Here is a 16,482-nt window from a genome sequence, read left to right as displayed (position 1 = left end):
ACCCCGATGGCGATTCCCCCTCCCGATGCCGCCCGGCTGGCGGCGCTGAACGAGCACTACGCGTTCGGTCTGTCCGAGGCCGAGCTGGCGGAGTTCGGTCCGGCGGTCACGGCGACGCTGGCTGCTTCCGACCGGGTCGAGGAGCTCTACCGGGCCTCGGCGCCGCAGACGCCCCAGCGGGCCTGGTCGGAGCCTGCGGACAACCCGCTCGGTGGTTGGTATGTGACGACGTCGGTGCCGGGTGCCGCCGAGGGGCCGCTGGCCGGGCGCACGGTGGCGTTGAAGGACAACATCTGCCTCGCCGGGGTGCCGATGACCAACGGGTCGGCGACGGTCGAGGGTTTCGTCCCGTCCCGGGACGCCACGGTGGTGCCCCGGCTGCTGGCGGCGGGGGCGACGATCACCGGGAAGTCGGTGTGTGAGGACCTGTGTTTCTCGGGTGCGAGTTTCACCTCGCGTCCGTGGCCGGTGCGCAACCCGTGGGACACCGGCCGTAATGCCGGTGGCTCGTCGAGTGGGAGCGCGGCGCTGGTGGCCTCGGGTGGGGTGGATCTGGCCGTGGGTGGTGATCAGGGTGGTTCGATCCGGATTCCGAGTGCGTTCTGCGGGACGGTGGGGCACAAGCCCACTCACGGGCTGGTCCCCTACACCGGGGCGTTCCCGATCGAGGCCACGATCGACCACCTGGGTCCGATCACCCGGACGGTGTCCGACGCCGCACGGATGCTCACGGTCCTCGCGGGTGTCGACGGGTTCGACGCCCGTCAGCCCACCGTCCTGGACCCGGTCGACTACCTCGCCGCGTTGGAGCAGTCGGCGGCGGGGTTGCGGGTCGGGATCGTGGTCGAGGGTTTCGGCCGCCCGGAGAGCGACCCGGCCGTCGACGAGGCCGTGCGTGCCGCGGTCGGCGCTCTGGCTGGGGCCGGGTTGGTGGCGGAGGAGGTGTCGATCCCGTGGCACCTGGACGGGATGGCGGTGTGGAACGTCATCGCGACCGAGGGTGCGGCCTACCAGATGGTCGACGGCAACGCCTACGGCATGAACTATCCGGGTCTCTACGACCCGGAGCTGATCGCGCACTACCACCGTCAGCGGCATGCCCGCGGGTCGGAGTTGTCCAAGACGGTCAAGCTGGTCGGGCTCTCGGGTGGCTACACCTTCGGCCACGGGGGCGGTGCCTACTACGGCATGGCCCGCAACCTCGCGTTGGAGCTGCGTGCGGCCTACGACCGGGCGCTGAGTGGCTATGACGTGCTGGTCATGCCGACCCTGCCCTACACCGCGCCGGAGCTGATCGGGCTCGACGCCGGGCTGGACACCTACCTGCCTACCGCGTTGGGGATGGTCGGCAACTGTGCCCCGTTCGACGTGTCCGGTCACCCCGCGGTCTCGGTGCCGGCCGGGCTGGTCGACGGGCTCCCGGTCGGTCTGATGATCGTCGGCCGGCGTTTCGACGACGCGACCGTCCTTCGGGTCGCGCACACCTTCGAGCAGGCCGTCGGCGGCTTCCCCGCCCCACCGGCCCTCGCCACAGTAGGAGGACAGCAGTGAACGGAGTCTTCGACCTCGGCGGGACCGACGGTCTCGGACCTGTCGAGAACGACCACATGAGCGAGGCCGTGTTCCGCGCCGAGTGGGAGAAGCGGGTCTTTCCCATGTTCGCCCAGAGCGCGCGTGCCGGACTGTTCAACGTGGACCAGTTCCGCCACGGCATCGAGAAGATGGACCCGGCGGAGTACCTGCTCTCGAACTACTACGAGCACTGGATGCACACGATCGAGCACTACGCCGAGGTCGCGGGCATCCTCGACCCGGCCGACCTCGAGAAGCGCACCCAGTACTACCTGGAGAACCCGGACGCGCCGCTGCCCGAGCGCGAGACCGACACCGAGATCGTCGAGTTCGTCGACTGGGCGGTCAGCAACGGGTTCCCCGCCAACCGTGAGTCCGACAAGGAGGCCCGGTTCTCCGTCGGCGACGAGGTCGTCATCGGGAACGAGAGCCCGTACGGACACACCCGCCGCGCGCGCTACATCCGCGGGCACCGAGGCGTGATCACCGCGGCGCACGGCACCTTCCTCTACCCCGACACCGCCGGCAACGGCCTCGGTGACTGCCCCGAGCACCTCTACACCATCAAGTTCACGGCCGCCGAGCTGTGGGGTCCCGAGGCCGCGGACCCCAACGGCGTCAACTACTTCGACGTGTGGGAGCCCTACCTCACCCCCGTCCCCGCCACCCAGGGAGCCTGACCCATGACCGCGAACCCCACCGACACCCCGCTCCGCACCCAGGAGGAGATCGCCGCACGGGTCAAGGCCCTGGAGTCGGTCCTCATCGAGAAGGGTGTCGTGACCACGAAGGCGGTCGACCGCCTCGTCGAGGTCTACGAGAACGAGGTCGGTCCGCAGCTCGGCGCGAAGGTCGTCGCGAAGGCCTGGACCGACCCGGAGTTCAAGGCGCGTCTGCTCGCCGACGCCTCCGCGGCCTGTCGCGAGCTGGGCATCGGCGGCCTGCAGGGCGAGGAGATGGTCGTCGTCGAGAACACCGACACCGTCCAGCACGTCATCGTCTGCACCCTGTGCTCTTGCTACCCGTGGCCGGTCCTGCCGCCGAACTGGTACAAAGCGCCGCCGTTCCGGGCGCGCATCGTCCGCGAGCCCCGCAAGGTCCTCGCCGAGGACTTCGGCTACCCCCTGCCGGACTCGGTCGAGATCCGCGTCTGGGACTCCAGCTCCGAGCTGCGCTACTGGGTGCTCCCGCAGCGCCCGGCCGGCAGCGAGCACCTGTCGGAGGAGCAGCTCGCCGAGCTCGTCACCCGGGACTCGATGATCGGGGTCGGAGCGCCGAAGCCGGTGGTCACCGAGGCGGCCGGGGCATGAGCGAGGGGGTGCGCACCGACGCCACCGAGCTGGGCGACGCCCGCCGGCGGATCGAGAAGCTGGTGTGCGACATGCCCGGCGCCGACAAGCCGTTCTCCGAGCCGTGGGAGGTGCGGGCCTTCGCGATGGCCGTCGCCGCCTACCACGAGGGCCACTACGAGTGGAGCGAGTTCCAGCTCTCGCTGATCGACTCCATCCGCTCGTGGGAGAAGGGCGACGGCGGCGAGCCGTGGAGCTACTACCTGCACTGGCTGGAGGCGCTGGAGACCACCCTGGCCTCCAGCGGTGCCCTGTCGGACTCCCTCGCCCTCGACGAGCGGACCCGCCAGGTCCTGTCCACCCCGCGCAACGCCAACCACCACGAGGCGCGGCGCGAGCCGGTCGCGATCTCGCCGGCGACGCGCTGAACCCGGTCGCCGGCCCGGTCCGTCTCCCCACGGACCGGGCCGGTGCCGTCGTCATGACGCCGCTCCCCGCATCCGCGCCCGCCGACGGCGGACCCGGCACGGTGCCGGTCTCCCGCGTGCCGCTCGGGCCCCGCTTCGTCGCCCGGTCCGGTCGTCCGCAGGGCTGGTCCCCGGCCCACCGGGTCCTCGGGCCGGAGCTGGACGACACCCTCGACCGCGTCGCCGACGAGCGCGGGACCGACCGCCGTGCCGTCGCGGCGGTCCTGCTGCTCGACCGCTACGCCCTGCGCCTCACCGCCCCGGTCCTGGCCGCGTTCCACGAGCTCGACGTCCTGCTCGACGCCCGGCCGGAGGTGGTCTACCTCGGCCCGGACCCCCACACCCCGGGCTGGCTCGCCCTCGCCGCTCCCGGGCGCCCCGCCCGAGGGGACCGGGCAGCGCTGCGGGCGTCGCTGCTCGACGGGGCGCTGCTGCCGCTCGCCGACGACCTCGCGGTACGGACCCGGGCCGGGCATCGCACGCTGCGGGCCGCGGTCGCGCACGCAGTGGCGCTGAGCATGCTGCACCTGTCCTGGCGGCGCCCGCGTCCCGACGCCCTCGTCGGGCCGACCCGGGCGCTGCTGCACGACGCCGGGCTGGCCGGTCTGGTCGTCGTCGGTGCGGTGCGCGTCGACGGCACCGACTGGATGTCGGTGCGTCGCCGGGCGTGCTGCCTCGCCTTCCGGACCACCTCCGCCACCGGGCGGTACTGCGGCGCCTGTCCGGTACGACCTGCCGCCGCCGTCGAGGCCGACCTGGCCGACGCCGCCCGCTCGTTCCGCGCCCGCGCGGCGCCGGACCCGCGGCCGAACTCGCTGCCGAACCCGCTGCCGAACCCACCGGGGAGCACGCCGTGATGCTGATGGTCGATCTGGTCGGACGCGCGGCGCTGCGCCGTGGGCTCACCACCATCGAGGCCGTCGACCGCTGGTACGACCACCACGCCGACGAGGTGGGGCCCCGGACCGGGGCCCGGGCGGTGGCCCGGGCCTGGTCGGGCGCCGCGCGCGACGGTGGCGCCGGCGCGCTGGGCGACGACCTGGGCCGGTGCGCCTGCGGTCGGATCTGGCGGGCCCACCACGACACCGACACCGTGCGCAACGTCGTGCTGCCCGGCGCCCCCGGCTGCAGCGGCTGGCCGGTGCTCGGGGTGCCGCCGAGCTGGTACCGGCCGCGTTCGGAGTACCTGTTCGAGACCGTGACGCCGGACGACCCCGCGGCGCGCACGGCGATCTGGACCGACTCGCCCCGCTCCCACCACCTCGTGGTCCCCCGGGTGCCGGCGGGGGAGACCCGTGGCCCGGCCGACCTCGAGTCGCAGGTCGGACGAGCTGCCCTGCGCGGCGTGCCCGTCGCGTCCACCGGCCCGGCGCCCCCCGGGGACCCGGAGTGGGCGAGGGCGCTGCCGGGTTACGTGCTCGACGAACGGCTCCTCGACCACCCCTGGGAGCTCTGTGCCCTCGCCCTGGTCCTGGCGATCGGCACCGACCGACCTGGCCTGCGGCCCGTCCTCGTCGGGGCCGCGGTGACCGCCCCGGTCGACGACGTCGGTGCGGGCTGGGTGCGCGCCGCCGCCGAGGCCGTCCGGCTCACCGCCTGAGCGGGGCAGCGCCGACCGCCGCCCGACCGCCGCCCGACCAGGACGACGGCCCGCGACGACGCACGACCGGCCCCGCACGGCCGTGTGCCGGTACCCGCTGCGAGCAGGTACCGGCACACGGTGCGGGTCGGCCCGGACCCAGGTCGCGTGGCGGGACCCGGACCGACGTCGAGGGGACCTCAGAACGCCCCGGGCAGGACCAGGACCGCCCACGCGGCGAGCGGCCCGAGGGCCACGATGCCGCAGGTGTAGGTGATGACCTGGCGGTAGAAGCGGGTCCGGTCGACGCCCCGGGCGTTGGCCAGCACCAGCGCGCCGTTGGTGGAGAACGGCGAGACGTCGACGATCGTGGTCGAGATGGCCATGGCCGCGATGACCCCCGCGGCGGGCAGCGAGCCGGTGAGCAGCAGCGGGATCGCCATCGGGATCACCGCGGTCAGGATCGCGGTCGAGGAGGCGAACGCCGAGGTGATGCCGACGACCAGGCAGAGAACCAGCGCGACCAGCAGCGGCGCGCCCAGGTGGACCGCGCCCTCGGAGACCCACTCGATCGTCCCGGCGTGCTCCAGCACCCCGACGTAGGTCACCATGCCGGCGACCAGCAGGATCGTCGGCCAGCTGATGCCGTCGATCGCCTTGCCCAGGTTCTCGCGGTCGAGCAGGGCCAGGACGGCGCCGGCGGCCAGGGCGAGGAAGCCGATCTGCAGGTGGAAGGCCAGCGCGCCGATGACGAGGCCGACCAGCGCGACCAGGGTGGCACGCTGCTGCCAGGTGATCACCTGCGGCCGGGTACGGACCAGTGTCGCGACGCCGCCGCCCCCGGTGGGCAGGTCGTCGTCGGTGTCGGTGGTCTCGGGCCGCTCGACGAAGCTCTCCTCGCCCCGGTTGCGCAGCAGCAGGTAGGTGATGCCGCCCAGCAGGGCGTTGAACGCGAGGCTGGCGAAGAAGAGCACGGCTTGGGAGACCGCGAGTCCGGAGTCGGCGACGATCCCGAAGACCAGGGCACCGGAGACGGCCATCGGGGAGAACGCGCCGGCGTGCGCACCACAGATGACCATCATGCCGATCATCAGCGGGCTGATCCGGTACTTGAAGGCGAAGTTCATGCCGATCGGCACCAGCAGCGCGACGGCGGCCGGGGTGAACGTGCCCAGCGCGGTGAGCACCGCGGCGACGGCGAACAGGACCCAGGGCACCAGGATCGCGCGGCCCCGGACCAGGCGAATCCCCTGGTCGACCAGCAGGTCGATCGTGCCGTTCAGCTTCGCCACCGAGAACAGGTAGGTGACGCCGACGACGGTGATGAACAACGAGACCGGGAAGCCTTCGAAGATCTCCTTCTCGTCGAGACCGAGGGCGAAGGTCCCGACCACGAACGAGGCGACGAAGGCCAGGATCCCGATGTTGATCGGCAGCATCGTCGCGACGACGAACATGCCGGCCAGGACCAGGATGGAGAGGAGTTGGGGCGACATCGTTGTCCTTCGGGTGAACGGAGCGGTCCGGTGATGGGTGGGAGCCGGTCGGCGTGCCGCTCCCGGAGGGGTCTCAGGCGGCGTGCGCCGCCGCGGCGGCCGCGGTCGCGGCCTCCGGAAGGGCCAGGAGGGCGTCCGCGATCCGGCGCGCGGTGCGCCGCACCGCGACCGCGGGCAGACCGTCCCGGCTGCCGTGCACGGTGGCGATGACGCCGGCCGGGGTGTCGATCAGCAGGTCCTCCCGCTCCGTCGCGACGAGGTCGTGCAGCACGGTACCGGGAGTGCAGGCCGCCAGGGTGAGCGCGATCGAGCCGGTCACGGCCAGCGCCGGGTGCGTACGCCCCATCGACAGCATGCGGACGGCCACGTCGGACCGGCCGGGCGAACCCTCGGCGACCAGCGCCAGCTTCGGCACGGCCCGGGCGGCCTCGCGCGGGGTGCGGGCCAGGCCCATGCGGACCGCGGCCTCCCGGCGGATCACGTCGAGCCGGTCCAGCAGCCCCGGCACCGCGTCGATCTCGGCGGGCGACTCGTGCCCGGTGATCCCCACGGTCGCCGCGGGGACGACGACGACCGGTGCCCCGGCGTCGACGAGGGTGACCGCCACCCCGTGCACGACGTCGGTCGCGTTCCCGGTGGGCAGCAGCGCACCGGTGGTCCGGCCCGCGGGGTCGACGAACCACATCCGGATGCCCAGACCGGGCTGGGGGACGCCGGGGATGTACTCGTCGCCCTCCTCGACGACCCGGCCGCCGGGGGTCGGGACGTCCAGCACGATCAGCTGGCCGGTGTTGGTGTTGCGGACCCGGACGGCGGTGACGTCGCCGGTCGGGCTCACCCAGCCGCGGCGCAGCGCGTAGGGCCCGACGACGGCGGAGCAGTTGCCGCAGTTGCTGGTCCAGTCGACCGCGCCGTCGGTGATGCCGACCTGGGCGAAGGTGTAGTCGACGTCGGCGTCCTCGCCGCGGGCGGGGGAGAGCACGACGGCCTTGCTGGTGGTCGAGGTGGCACCGCCGACGCCGTCGATCTGGCGCGGGTCGGGGCTGCCGTACAGGCGCAGCAGGACCTCGTCGACCGTGTGACCGTCGACGTCCAGGTCGTCGCGGTCGAAGACCCAGCACTTGCTGGTGCCGCCGCGCATCCAGGTGGCGGAGATGTCGCGCACGAGTCGCTCCCTCGTCGGCGGTGGCGGGCACCGCGGGCCGGTGTGATGGGGCGACAGTGCGCCCGACTCGGCTGCAGCACCAGCGCGTCCTCGTCGATGCCTGTGAAGCTGTGCTTCACGCTCGTACGGGCCCGGAGAGCGGATTCGGGCCACGATCCAACGTCTCCGCAGCTCCCCGGCTCGGCTAGGGTGAAGCAGACATGCAGGCCCTGGATGAGCTCTGCGATCCACCGGGCCCGAGTTCCTCGCCCGGGAGGCCCCGTGCTCGACGTCCGACGGCTCGCGCTGCTGGCCGCCGTCCTCGACGCCGGTTCGATGACGGCCGCGGCGGAGCAGCTCGGCTACTCACCGTCGGCGGTGTCGCAGCAGCTGCGCCGGCTCGAGGCCGAGGCCGGCCAGCCGCTCGTGCAACGCCTCGCCCGCGGGGTGCTGCCGACCGAGGCCGGCGCCGTGCTCGCCGGGCACGCCCGGCACGTGCTGCGCCGGCTGGAGGCCGCCGAGGCCGACCTGGCGGAGCTCGCGGGCCTGCGCCGCGGCACGCTGGCGATCGGCACCTTCCCGACGATCGCGAGCGCCCTGATGCCGCAGGTCGTCAGCCGGTTCCGGCGCCAGTACCCCGACATCCGGCTCGACGTGCGCAGCGCGCGTTACGACGAGCTGATCGCGATGCTGGAGAGCGGGCGGGTCGGGATCTCGCTGCTGTGGGACTACGCCTGGCAGCGGGTGGACGCCGCCCAGTTCTCGCTGACCCCGTTGCTGGACGACCCGACCGTGCTCGTCGTGTCCGAGGACCACCGGCTCGCCCGCCGTCGCACCACGTCGATGACCGAGCTCGCCGACGAGGACTGGGTGGTGCGGGCGCACGACCACCCGGTCGCTGAGGTGCTGGAGCGCAGCTGCCGGGCGGCCGGGTTCTCGCCGCGGATCGCGTTCCAGGCGAACGACTACCAGGAGGCCCAGGCGATGGTCAGCGTCGGGCTGGGCGTGGCGCTGGCCCCGCGCACCGCCGTCACCACGCCGCGACCCGACGTCCGGGTGCTCGGGCTCGGCCGGGAGGCGCCGTCGCGACGGGTGCTGCTGGCCCACCGGCCGGACCGCTTGCGGGCGCCGGCCGAGCTGGCCATGCACCAGATGCTCGTCGACGTGGCCCGGGAGTACCAGACCCGGGCCTGAGCGCCGCCCGTCCTACCGGTAGCCGAGCAGCCGGGCCGCCAGGTCGGTCAGCACCTCGGTGGCCCCGCCGCCGATGCCGAGGATGCGGGCGTCGCGGTAGTGGCGTTCGATCTCCGACTCGCGCATGTAGCCCATCCCGCCGTGCAGCTGCACCGCGGAGTCCACCACCCACTCGACGGCCTCGACCGCGGTGTTCTTGGCCATCAGCGCGGCGAGCACCATCGCGGGGTCGGTCGGCGACGTCGTCGCCGAGCGCTCCAGGGCGGCGCGCGTCACGGTGCGTGCGGCGTCGGTGCGCCGGTGCATCTCCACCAGCGTGTGCTGCACGACCTGCCGCTTCACCAGCGGTTCGCCGAACGTGACGCGGTCGCGGGCGTGGCGCACCGCGAGGTCCAGGGCGCGCTGGGCGGTCGCGTGGGCCTGCACGGCCAGGCCGAGGCGCTCACCGACGAACTGCTGCATGACCAGGGCGAAGCCGCCGTTCTCGGGGCCGACCAGGTTCGCCGCGGGCACCCGGACGCCGTCCAAGCTCAGCTCGGCGGTGTCCGAGCAGTGCCAGCCCATCTTGCGCAGCGGGGCGCTCACGGTGAACCCGGGCGTGCCCGTCTCGACCACGAGCAGGCTGAGCCCGCCGTGCCCCTCGCCGCCGGTGCGCACGAGCGTCGTCACGAAGTCGGCGCGGGTGCCCGAGGTGATGAAGGTCTTGGCGCCGTCGACGACCCAGTGGTCCCCGTCGCGCACCGCGCGGGTGGTCAGCCCGGCCACGTCGCTGCCGCCGCCGGGCTCGGTGACGGCGAGCGAGCCGATCGTCTCCCCGGCCAGCGTCGGACGGACGAAGCGGTCGACCAGGTCGGGCGTCCCGGCCGCGACGATGTGCGGCAGCGCGATGCCGTGGGTGAACAGCGACGCGACGACCCCGGAGCTGCCGCCCGCCCCGATCAGCGCCTCGGTCGTCACGGCGACGTCGAGCCGGTCGCCGCCCTCGCCGCCGAGCGCCTCGTCGAACCCGATGCCGAGGATGCCGGCCTTCGCCGCGGCCGCGTGCAGCTCGCGGGGCAGACGGCCCTCGTCCTCCCAGCGGGGCAGGTGCGGCACGATCTCCCGCTCGGTGAAGCGGGTGACGGTGTCGCGCAGGGCGCGGCGCTCGGGCGTGTGCCAGACGGTCATGCCGGTGATCCTCTCCTGCCGACCTGGTCCGTGGCGACCGCGTCCGGCCGGATCGCGACGCCGCGCGTCGCGGTCGAGACGCGGTGCGTCAGGGACCGCGGAACCGGTCCGGACCCCTGGGTCAGGACTGGGAATCCACCCAGTGTGCCTCCGCCCGCGCCGTGCGAACTTCCTGGGGACGCTGCCCTCTCCGCGCACACCGGAGTGACCACCACGGAGGACGTCATGAGTGTGGACATCGACCGTCTCGGGGCGGTGCTCGACACCGCCGTCGTCGAGGACCGCGACGCCGGGGTCGACCGCGCGAACCGTCGGATCTTCACCGACGAGGAGATCTTCGACCTCGAGATGAAGCACATCTTCGAGGGCAACTGAATCTACCTCGCCCACGAGAGCCAGCTGCCGGAGAACGGGGACTACCTCACCGGCCACATCGGCCGGCAGCCGATCCTCATCACCCGGGACCGGCACGGTGAGCTGCACTGTCTCATCAACGCCTGCGCGCACCGCGGGGCCATGCTGTGCCGCCGCAAGACCGACAACCGGCTGACGCTCACCTGCCGGCTCCACGGCTGGACCTTCCGCAACGACGGGACGCTGCTCAAGGTCAAGGAGCCCGACGGCGCCGGCTACCCGGAGAGCTTCGCGACCGACGGCTCGCACGACCTCACGAAGGTCGCCCGCTTCGAGTCCTACCGGGGGTTCCTGTTCGGGTCGCTCAACCCGGACGTGCTGCCGCTGTCCGAGCACCTGGGTGACACCACCACGGTCATCGGCATGCTCGTCGACCAGTCCCCGGACGCCCTGCAGGTGGTGCGCGGCAGCTCCACCTACACCTTCGACGGCAACTGGAAGGTGCAGGCCGAGAACGGGGCCGACGGCTACCACGTCTCGTCGGTGCACTGGAACTACGCCGCCACCACCTCCCGGCGCAGCTCGGGCGAGTCGGCGAACGACACGAAGGCCCTCGACGCCGGTGGCTGGGGCAAGTCCGGCGGTGGCTACTGGTCCTACCCGAACGGCCACCTGTGCCTGTGGACCTGGGCCGCGAACCCACAGGACCGTCCGCTGTGGAGTGAGCTGGACGCACTCAAGGAGCGGTTCGGCGAGGCCAAGGGCGAGTTCATGGTGAAGGGCAGCCGCAACCTGTGCCTCTACCCCAACGTCTTCATCATGGACCAGTTCTCCACCCAGATCCGGATGTTCCGCCCCCTCGCTCCGGATCGGACCGAGGTGACGATCTACTGCATCGCGCCGAAGGGGGAGAGCGACGCCGCCCGCGCGCACCGGATCCGCCAATACGAGGACTTCTTCAACGCCTCGGGCATGGCCACCCCCGACGACCTGGAGGAGTTCCGCTCCTGCCAGCTCACCTTCCACGCGACCACCGCCCCGTGGAACGACATGTCCCGCGGTGCCGAGCACTGGCTGAGCGGCCCCGACGAGGTCGCGAGCGCCCTGGGCATGCCCGGCGTCATCTCCGCCGGGATGAAGAACGAGGACGAGGGACTGTTCCCGGTCCAGCACGGCTACTGGCAGCGGATCATGCGGGCCGCTGCGGCGAAGGAGGCTTCCGGTGACGGGCACGGCGCGCACGGACACGGCTCCCTGACCGCCGAGGACCGGCGCGCCGCCAACGCGCAGGCCGGCGCGGGAAGGGCCGACGCACGATGACCACCACCGAGAAGGGCACCGGTCCCGCGGCCCCGTCGTCGAGGCCGCGATCGGCAGGTTCGGCCGCGTCGACGTCGCGATCCACACCGTCGGCGGGACCATCTGGGCCAAGCCGTTCGAGCACTACCCGCCCGAGCAGATCCGGGCCGAGATCGACCGGTCGCTGTGGCCGACCCTGTGGTCCTGTCGTGCGGTCGCCCCGCACATGGTCGAGCGGGGGAGCGGGACGATCGTGAACGTCTCCTCGGTCGCCACCCGCGGGCTCAACCGGGTGCCGTACGCGGCCGCGAAGGGCGGGGTCAACGCGATCACCTCGGCTCTCGCGCTCGAGCTGGCACCGCACGGGATCCGGGTCGTCGCCACCGCACCGGGGGGCACCGACGCGCCGCCGCGACGGACCCTCCGCGGTCCGGCGCCGCAGGGCGAGCAGGAATGCGGCTGGTACGCCACGATCGTCGAGCAGACGACGGAGTCGTCGTTGATGAAGCGCTACGGCACGCTCGACGAGCAGGCCGCCGCGCTGACGTTCCTGGCCTCGGACGAGGCCTCCTATATCACCGGGACGGTCCTGCCGGTGGCAGGAGGCGACCTCGGGTGACCTCGTCGTTCGCCAGGATGGGGTCATGACGTCCCCCTCCGGCCGCGACGCCGTCGTCGACCGGCTGTCGGCTTACCGACCGACCGCCACCGGCCCGGCGTGCACGGTCGTCCTCACCGGGCCCTCGGGCTACGGGAAGACCACCGTCCTCGACGCGCTGGTCCGCGCGACCGACGGTGTGGTCCTGCGGGCACGCGCGGCGCCCTGGGAAAGGTCCCGTGCGGGCGGGGTCGTCTGCCAGCTGGCGGAGGGGATCGACGCGCGGGCCACACCGTTCGAGATCGCCGGGCAGCTCGCGGACCGGATCGGCCGCGACGGCGGCCTGGTCGTCGTCGACGACGCCCACGCGGCCGACGTGGCGTCCCTCCAGGCCCTGAGCACGCTGGTCGCCCACCATGCGCGCACGGCGATCCTGGTGGTGCTGGCCGTGGACCCCCTACGGGCGGGAGCCGAGCAGCACGACCTCCTGGCCCGCGTCGAGCACACCGTGCGCCTGGACCCGCTCGACGCGCGCAGCATCGGCGCCATCGCGTCCGAGCTCGGCCGCCCGCTCACGGCGCCGGCCGCCGAACGGCTGCGGCGCCACACCCGGGCACACCCCGGCACGTCGTCGCCCTGCTCACCGAGGTGGACGCCGAGGACTGGGCCGACCCGTTCCTCCGGCTCCCGCCCCGGCGGCGACATCGATCTCCGTGCGTGTGAGGTTGGCCGGGATCGGCGCGGGCGCCCGCGCGCTCGTCGAGGCCGACGCGGTCCTCGGCGAGCGGGTGGAACTGCCGACCTGGTGAGGTGGTCCTCGCGGTGCGCAGGCGCTGATCCCGGCCGTCGAGGGCCAGCGGGACACACCGTTGCGCAACGCCGTGCTCGGCTATCTCGCCATCGTGCAGGGCAAGGCCGCCGAGGCGGGGGTCCGGCTCGGGCGGGCGTGGGAGCTGGTCGATCCGCGCTCCGACCCGGCGACCGCGGCCCTGGTGGCTCAGCGCCACGTCCTCCACGCCCTCGCGCACTGCCGCGGAGCCGAGATCGTCGAGTGGGCCGACCGCGTCGGAGAGCACGCCGAGCCGGGGTCCCCGGCCGCGGTGGAGGCGGCGGCCATCCGGGGGCTCGGGCAGGCGGCGTCGGGTGATCCCGTGGGGGCCGCACGGTCCTACGACCGGGCCGCCGAGCAGATCCGGCACGGCGCGCAGCACCAACGGGTCACGATGGGCCGTCGCTGGCTGGCGGTCGTGACCGACGACCTGGACGAGGCGCGGCTGGAGCTCGAGGGAGCGACGCCCACCACCCTGCTGGGCGGATCGTCGCGCATCTCGCTGTGGGCATGGGGCTGGCTGGCCCGTGCCCGGTTCCTGGGCGGGGACTGGGACGGGGGCGCTCGCGGCGCCCGACCGCGGCCGGGCCCTCGGCGAGCGCACCGGGATCCTGCTCACGATGCCGCTGATCGAGTGGACGGCGGCCCAGGTCCACTCGCTGCGGGGCGACACCGCGGCGGCCGACCGCGCCGCGCGGCGCAGTGAGGCGGGCGGGGCCGCCTACGAGATCATGCGGGTGCCCGCGGTCCTCGCCCGGGCCCACATCGCGGAGTCCGCCGCCGACTACGAGCGGGTCGTCCGGGTGCTCGCGCCGTTGGACAGGTCCGGCTCCGACGGGTGTCTGCGGGAGCCCGGCTGGTGGCCGTGGGCCGACGTCTACGCGAACGCCCTCGTGCTGACCGGTCGGCTCGAGGAGGCGGACACCGTCCTCCACCGGCACGAGGCCCTCGCGGCGCAGCGCGGGCACCGGTCGACCCTGGCCCGGCTCGGCGCCGCCCGGGGGCGGTGGCACGGCGCGCACGGGGACGTCGACGCGGCCACGGAGGCCTTCGAGACAGCGGTGCGGGCGGTCGACGGCATGGCGCTGCGCTACGACCTGGCCCGGATCCACCTCGCCTACGGCCAGACCCTGCGGCGGGCGGGCAAGCGGCGCGACGCCGACACGTCCCTGCTGATCGCGCGCGAGCACTTCGACGCGCTCGGAGCGACCGTCCACGTCCACCGCTGCGACCGCGAGCTCCGGGCGGGCGGGGTCGGCGCCGGTCGCGACGAGCGGGCACCGGTCGACCTGACGCCCCAGGAGACGGCCGTCGAGGCCCTGGTCGCACGGGGGATGTCGACCCGCGACGTCGCCGCGGAGCTGCACGTGTCGCCGAAGACCGTGCAGTACCACCTGACGCGGATCTACGCGAAGTTCGGCGTGCGCTCGCGCACCGAGCTCATCGCCCGGCGGAACGACGACCGGCTCGCCCGGCCCGACCCCGGGCACAGGTCGGCCTAATCAATAACGACATCCGGTACTGTCAAGGCGTGGCTGCTCCCTCGTTCGGCGTCATGCTGTTCACCCACCGCTTCCCCGGGCAGAGTCCGACCGAGGTGTTCACGCTGGCCTCGGACCTCGCGCAGGCGGCCGAGGCGCACGGGTTCGCGTCGGTGTGGACCACCGAGCACCACTTCCTGACCGGCTACGGGATCAACCCCTCGGCGACGACGCTGGCCGCGTTCCTGCTCGGCCGCACCCGGCGGGTGCGGGTCGGGACGGCCGTGACGATCCTGCCGACGCACGCGCCGGTGCACGTCGCCGAACAGGCGGCTCTGCTCGACCAGCTCTCCGGCGGCCGGTTCGACCTCGGCATCGGCCGGGCCGGGCCGGTGGTGGACCACGAGGTGCTCGGCACCGGGATCGAGCGGTGGCGCAGCGGGCTGCCCGAGGCGCTCGGGCTGGTCCTCGACTCCTTCGCCGGGCGGGTGTCCGCGGACTCCGAGCACTACCGGTTCCGCGAGGTCGCGCCCGGACCGGAGCCGTACACGCGTCCGCACCCGCCGGTGCACGTGGCCGCGACCTCGGCCACCGGGGTGGAGCTCGCCGCCCGGCACGGCCTGCCGATGCTGTTCTTCTTCTCCCAGGCCGCAGAGGAGCAGGCCCGGCTGATCGCCGACTACGAGCAGCGGACCACGGCGCGGCCGGTGCACGGCACCGCCGCCCTGGCCCACGTCACCGACTCGGCCGCCGAGGCCGAGCGGATCGTCCACGAGCGGCTGGCGCCGGTGTTCGCCTCCGGCTTCGCCGAGTACGTGATGGTGGAGGAGTACCGCGGCCCGCGGCCCACCCCCGACGAGCTGGCCGCGACCATCCTCGAGCGCCAGCCGATCGGGCCGCCGGAGCTGTGCGTCCGCCGGCTCGTCGACCTGGTCCGGGGGAGCGGGGCCGGGCGGGTGCTGCTGCACGTGGAGTCCTCCGGCGAGCGCGACGCGGTGCTCGCCAACATCGAACGCCTCGCGACCGAGATCCTGCCCGCCGTCCGGAAGGAACTGGAGAACCCGTGAACGACACCTACGACGTGGTGGTCGTCGGCGGTGGGCCCGCGGGCCTGTCGGCGACCCTGGTACTCGGCCGTCAGCGGCGTCGTGTCCTGCTCGTTGACGCCGGCGAGCCGCGCAACGCCCCGGCCGCCGAGATGCACATGTATCTCGGTCGCGACGGCGCGGACCCCGCGCAGCTGCTCGCCGACGGCCGCGCCGAGGTCGACGCCTACCCGACGGTGACCCGCCGGGCGGGCCGGGCCACCGGCGTGCGCGGCGCCCTCGACGACTTCACCCTCGACCTCGACGACGGCACCGAGGTGCGGGCGCGGCGGCTGCTGCTGGCCGGCGGCCAGGTCGACGAGCCGCTCGACGTGCCAGGGCTGGCGCAGCGGTGGGGCGGCTCGGTGTTCCACTGCCCGTTCTGCCACGGCTACGAGACCACCGGCATGGCGCTCGTGGTGATCGGCAACGGCCTGGCCGGGATGCTCGCCGCGTACGTGCGGGACCGGTTCAGCGACGACGTCGTACTCGCCACCCACGGACCCGCCGAGCTGCCAGGCTGGGTCGCGGGCAACCTGGAGGCGCGCGGGGTGCGGGTCGTGGAGTCCCCGATCACGGCCATCGACGGAGACCTGGGCGCACTCCAGCTGCGCTTCGCCGACGGCGCCACCCTCGCCCGCGACGGCATCTACCACCGCGCCCCGACCCGCCCCGGCAACGCGCTGGCCGCGAGCCTCGGGGCCAGAGTGCTCGACGACGGTGCGATCGCCGTCGACGAGTGCGGCCGGACCTCCGTCCCGGGGGTCTCCGCCGCCGGCGACGCGGCCCGGCAGGCCGGGCTGCCCGACGGCGTGACGCTGGTGAGCGTGGGTGCCGGGAACGGCGTCGCCGCGGCGGTGTGGTTGGAGCAGGAGCTGTTCCGGACCGGCCTGCCGGTCGCCCCCGGTCAGGGGTGAGCCCGCCGGGT

The 16,482-nt window shown here is 73.7% G+C and carries 16 protein-coding genes and 2 pseudogenes; 14 read left to right on the top strand and 4 right to left on the bottom strand.

Annotated elements, in window-relative coordinates; genetic code table 11:
• The first annotated feature begins 6 nt into the window (after positions 1–6).
• From XF36_RS16220 to XF36_RS16195, 6 genes are read left to right on the top strand one after another with little or no spacing between them, the layout of a single operon-like run.
• Positions 7–1,551 carry an amidase gene (locus tag XF36_RS16220; protein ID WP_060712638.1) on the top strand — a complete coding sequence of 515 codons (1,545 nt, stop codon included), beginning with the start codon at positions 7–9 and terminating at the stop codon, positions 1,549–1,551.
• Positions 1,548–2,252 carry a nitrile hydratase subunit beta gene (nthB, locus tag XF36_RS16215; protein WP_060712637.1) on the top strand — a complete coding sequence of 235 codons (705 nt, stop codon included), beginning with the start codon at positions 1,548–1,550 and terminating at the stop codon, positions 2,250–2,252. Before XF36_RS16220 ends, nthB begins: the two co-directional genes overlap by 4 nt.
• 3 nt (positions 2,253–2,255) lie before the next feature.
• Positions 2,256–2,882, top strand: coding sequence for a nitrile hydratase subunit alpha (gene nthA / locus XF36_RS16210; protein ID WP_060712636.1), 627 nt, complete (start codon positions 2,256–2,258; stop codon positions 2,880–2,882).
• Positions 2,879–3,289, top strand: coding sequence for a nitrile hydratase accessory protein (locus XF36_RS16205; protein ID WP_020625487.1), 411 nt, complete (start codon positions 2,879–2,881; stop codon positions 3,287–3,289). Before nthA ends, XF36_RS16205 begins: the two co-directional genes overlap by 4 nt.
• A gap of 53 nt (positions 3,290–3,342) precedes the next feature.
• A complete protein-coding gene (locus XF36_RS16200; protein ID WP_060712635.1) occupies positions 3,343–4,185 on the top strand; it encodes a hypothetical protein in 843 nt (280 codons plus the stop codon).
• Positions 4,185–4,928, top strand: coding sequence for a nitrile hydratase subunit alpha (locus XF36_RS16195; protein ID WP_145981386.1), 744 nt, complete (start codon positions 4,185–4,187; stop codon positions 4,926–4,928). Before XF36_RS16200 ends, XF36_RS16195 begins: the two co-directional genes overlap by 1 nt.
• A gap of 179 nt (positions 4,929–5,107) precedes the next feature.
• Here XF36_RS16195 and XF36_RS16190 read toward each other — a convergent pair whose 3' ends face one another.
• Together XF36_RS16190 and XF36_RS16185 are read right to left on the bottom strand one after the other, a co-directional pair.
• Positions 5,108–6,403, bottom strand: a complete 1,296-nt coding sequence (locus XF36_RS16190) for an SLC13 family permease (protein WP_060712633.1) — start codon at positions 6,401–6,403, stop codon at positions 5,108–5,110.
• A 73-nt stretch (positions 6,404–6,476) separates the two neighbouring features.
• Positions 6,477–7,568 (bottom strand): PrpF domain-containing protein, encoded by a 1,092-nt coding sequence (locus XF36_RS16185; protein WP_202968408.1) that lies wholly within the window; start codon positions 7,566–7,568, stop codon positions 6,477–6,479.
• Positions 7,569–7,829: 261 nt separating this feature from the next.
• Here XF36_RS16185 and XF36_RS16180 point away from each other — a divergent pair, with 261 nt between their 5' ends.
• Positions 7,830–8,741 (top strand): LysR family transcriptional regulator, encoded by a 912-nt coding sequence (locus XF36_RS16180; RefSeq protein WP_020623488.1) that lies wholly within the window; start codon positions 7,830–7,832, stop codon positions 8,739–8,741.
• Between the two features lie 12 nt (positions 8,742–8,753).
• On the opposite strand, the gene XF36_RS16175 is transcribed toward XF36_RS16180, so the two are convergent.
• Positions 8,754–9,908, bottom strand: coding sequence for an acyl-CoA dehydrogenase family protein (locus XF36_RS16175; protein WP_060712632.1), 1,155 nt, complete (start codon positions 9,906–9,908; stop codon positions 8,754–8,756).
• Between the two features lie 225 nt (positions 9,909–10,133).
• On the opposite strand from XF36_RS16175, the pseudogene XF36_RS16170 reads away from it, so the two are divergent.
• The 3 genes and pseudogenes from XF36_RS16170 to XF36_RS35235 all read left to right on the top strand — a co-directional run.
• Positions 10,134–11,582: pseudogene (locus XF36_RS16170) on the top strand (Rieske 2Fe-2S domain-containing protein).
• Positions 11,583–11,631: 49 nt separating this feature from the next.
• Entirely contained in the window at positions 11,632–12,180 is a 549-nt protein-coding gene (locus XF36_RS16165) for an SDR family oxidoreductase (RefSeq protein ID WP_349675568.1), read from the top strand.
• Positions 12,181–12,205: 25 nt separating this feature from the next.
• Positions 12,206–12,547, top strand: a pseudogene (locus XF36_RS35235) (helix-turn-helix transcriptional regulator); the annotation flags it as partial.
• A 69-nt stretch (positions 12,548–12,616) separates the two neighbouring features.
• On the opposite strand, the gene XF36_RS34210 reads toward XF36_RS35235, so the two are convergent.
• A complete protein-coding gene (locus XF36_RS34210) occupies positions 12,617–12,766 on the bottom strand; it encodes a hypothetical protein (protein WP_238588908.1) in 150 nt (49 codons plus the stop codon).
• A 262-nt stretch (positions 12,767–13,028) separates the two neighbouring features.
• On the opposite strand from XF36_RS34210, the gene XF36_RS34205 reads away from it, so the two are divergent.
• Genes XF36_RS34205 through XF36_RS16140 form a run of 4 tightly spaced genes read left to right on the top strand, consistent with a single transcriptional unit; the run spans position 13,029 to position 16,471 of the window.
• Positions 13,029–13,694 carry a hypothetical protein gene (locus XF36_RS34205; protein WP_060712630.1) on the top strand — a complete coding sequence of 222 codons (666 nt, stop codon included), beginning with the start codon at positions 13,029–13,031 and terminating at the stop codon, positions 13,692–13,694.
• The gene (locus tag XF36_RS34200) at positions 13,609–14,490 is read left to right on the top strand and encodes a helix-turn-helix transcriptional regulator (protein ID WP_060712629.1); all 882 of its coding nucleotides are present in this window, start codon (positions 13,609–13,611) and stop codon (positions 14,488–14,490) included. The genes XF36_RS34205 and XF36_RS34200 overlap by 86 nt, the downstream gene beginning before the upstream one ends.
• A 29-nt stretch (positions 14,491–14,519) precedes the next feature.
• A complete protein-coding gene (locus tag XF36_RS16145; protein WP_082375458.1) occupies positions 14,520–15,536 on the top strand; it encodes an LLM class flavin-dependent oxidoreductase in 1,017 nt (338 codons plus the stop codon).
• Positions 15,533–16,471 carry an NAD(P)/FAD-dependent oxidoreductase gene (locus tag XF36_RS16140; RefSeq protein ID WP_060712628.1) on the top strand — a complete coding sequence of 313 codons (939 nt, stop codon included), beginning with the start codon at positions 15,533–15,535 and terminating at the stop codon, positions 16,469–16,471. The genes XF36_RS16145 and XF36_RS16140 overlap by 4 nt, the downstream gene beginning before the upstream one ends.
• Positions 16,472–16,482 lie beyond the last annotated feature (11 nt).

Origin of the sequence: Pseudonocardia sp. HH130629-09 (assembly GCF_001294645.1) — a bacterium.
GTDB lineage: Bacteria > Actinomycetota > Actinomycetes > Mycobacteriales > Pseudonocardiaceae > Pseudonocardia.
The sequence above is the reverse complement of the archived record's forward strand: the minus strand, read 5'-3'. Positions and strand labels throughout refer to the sequence as shown.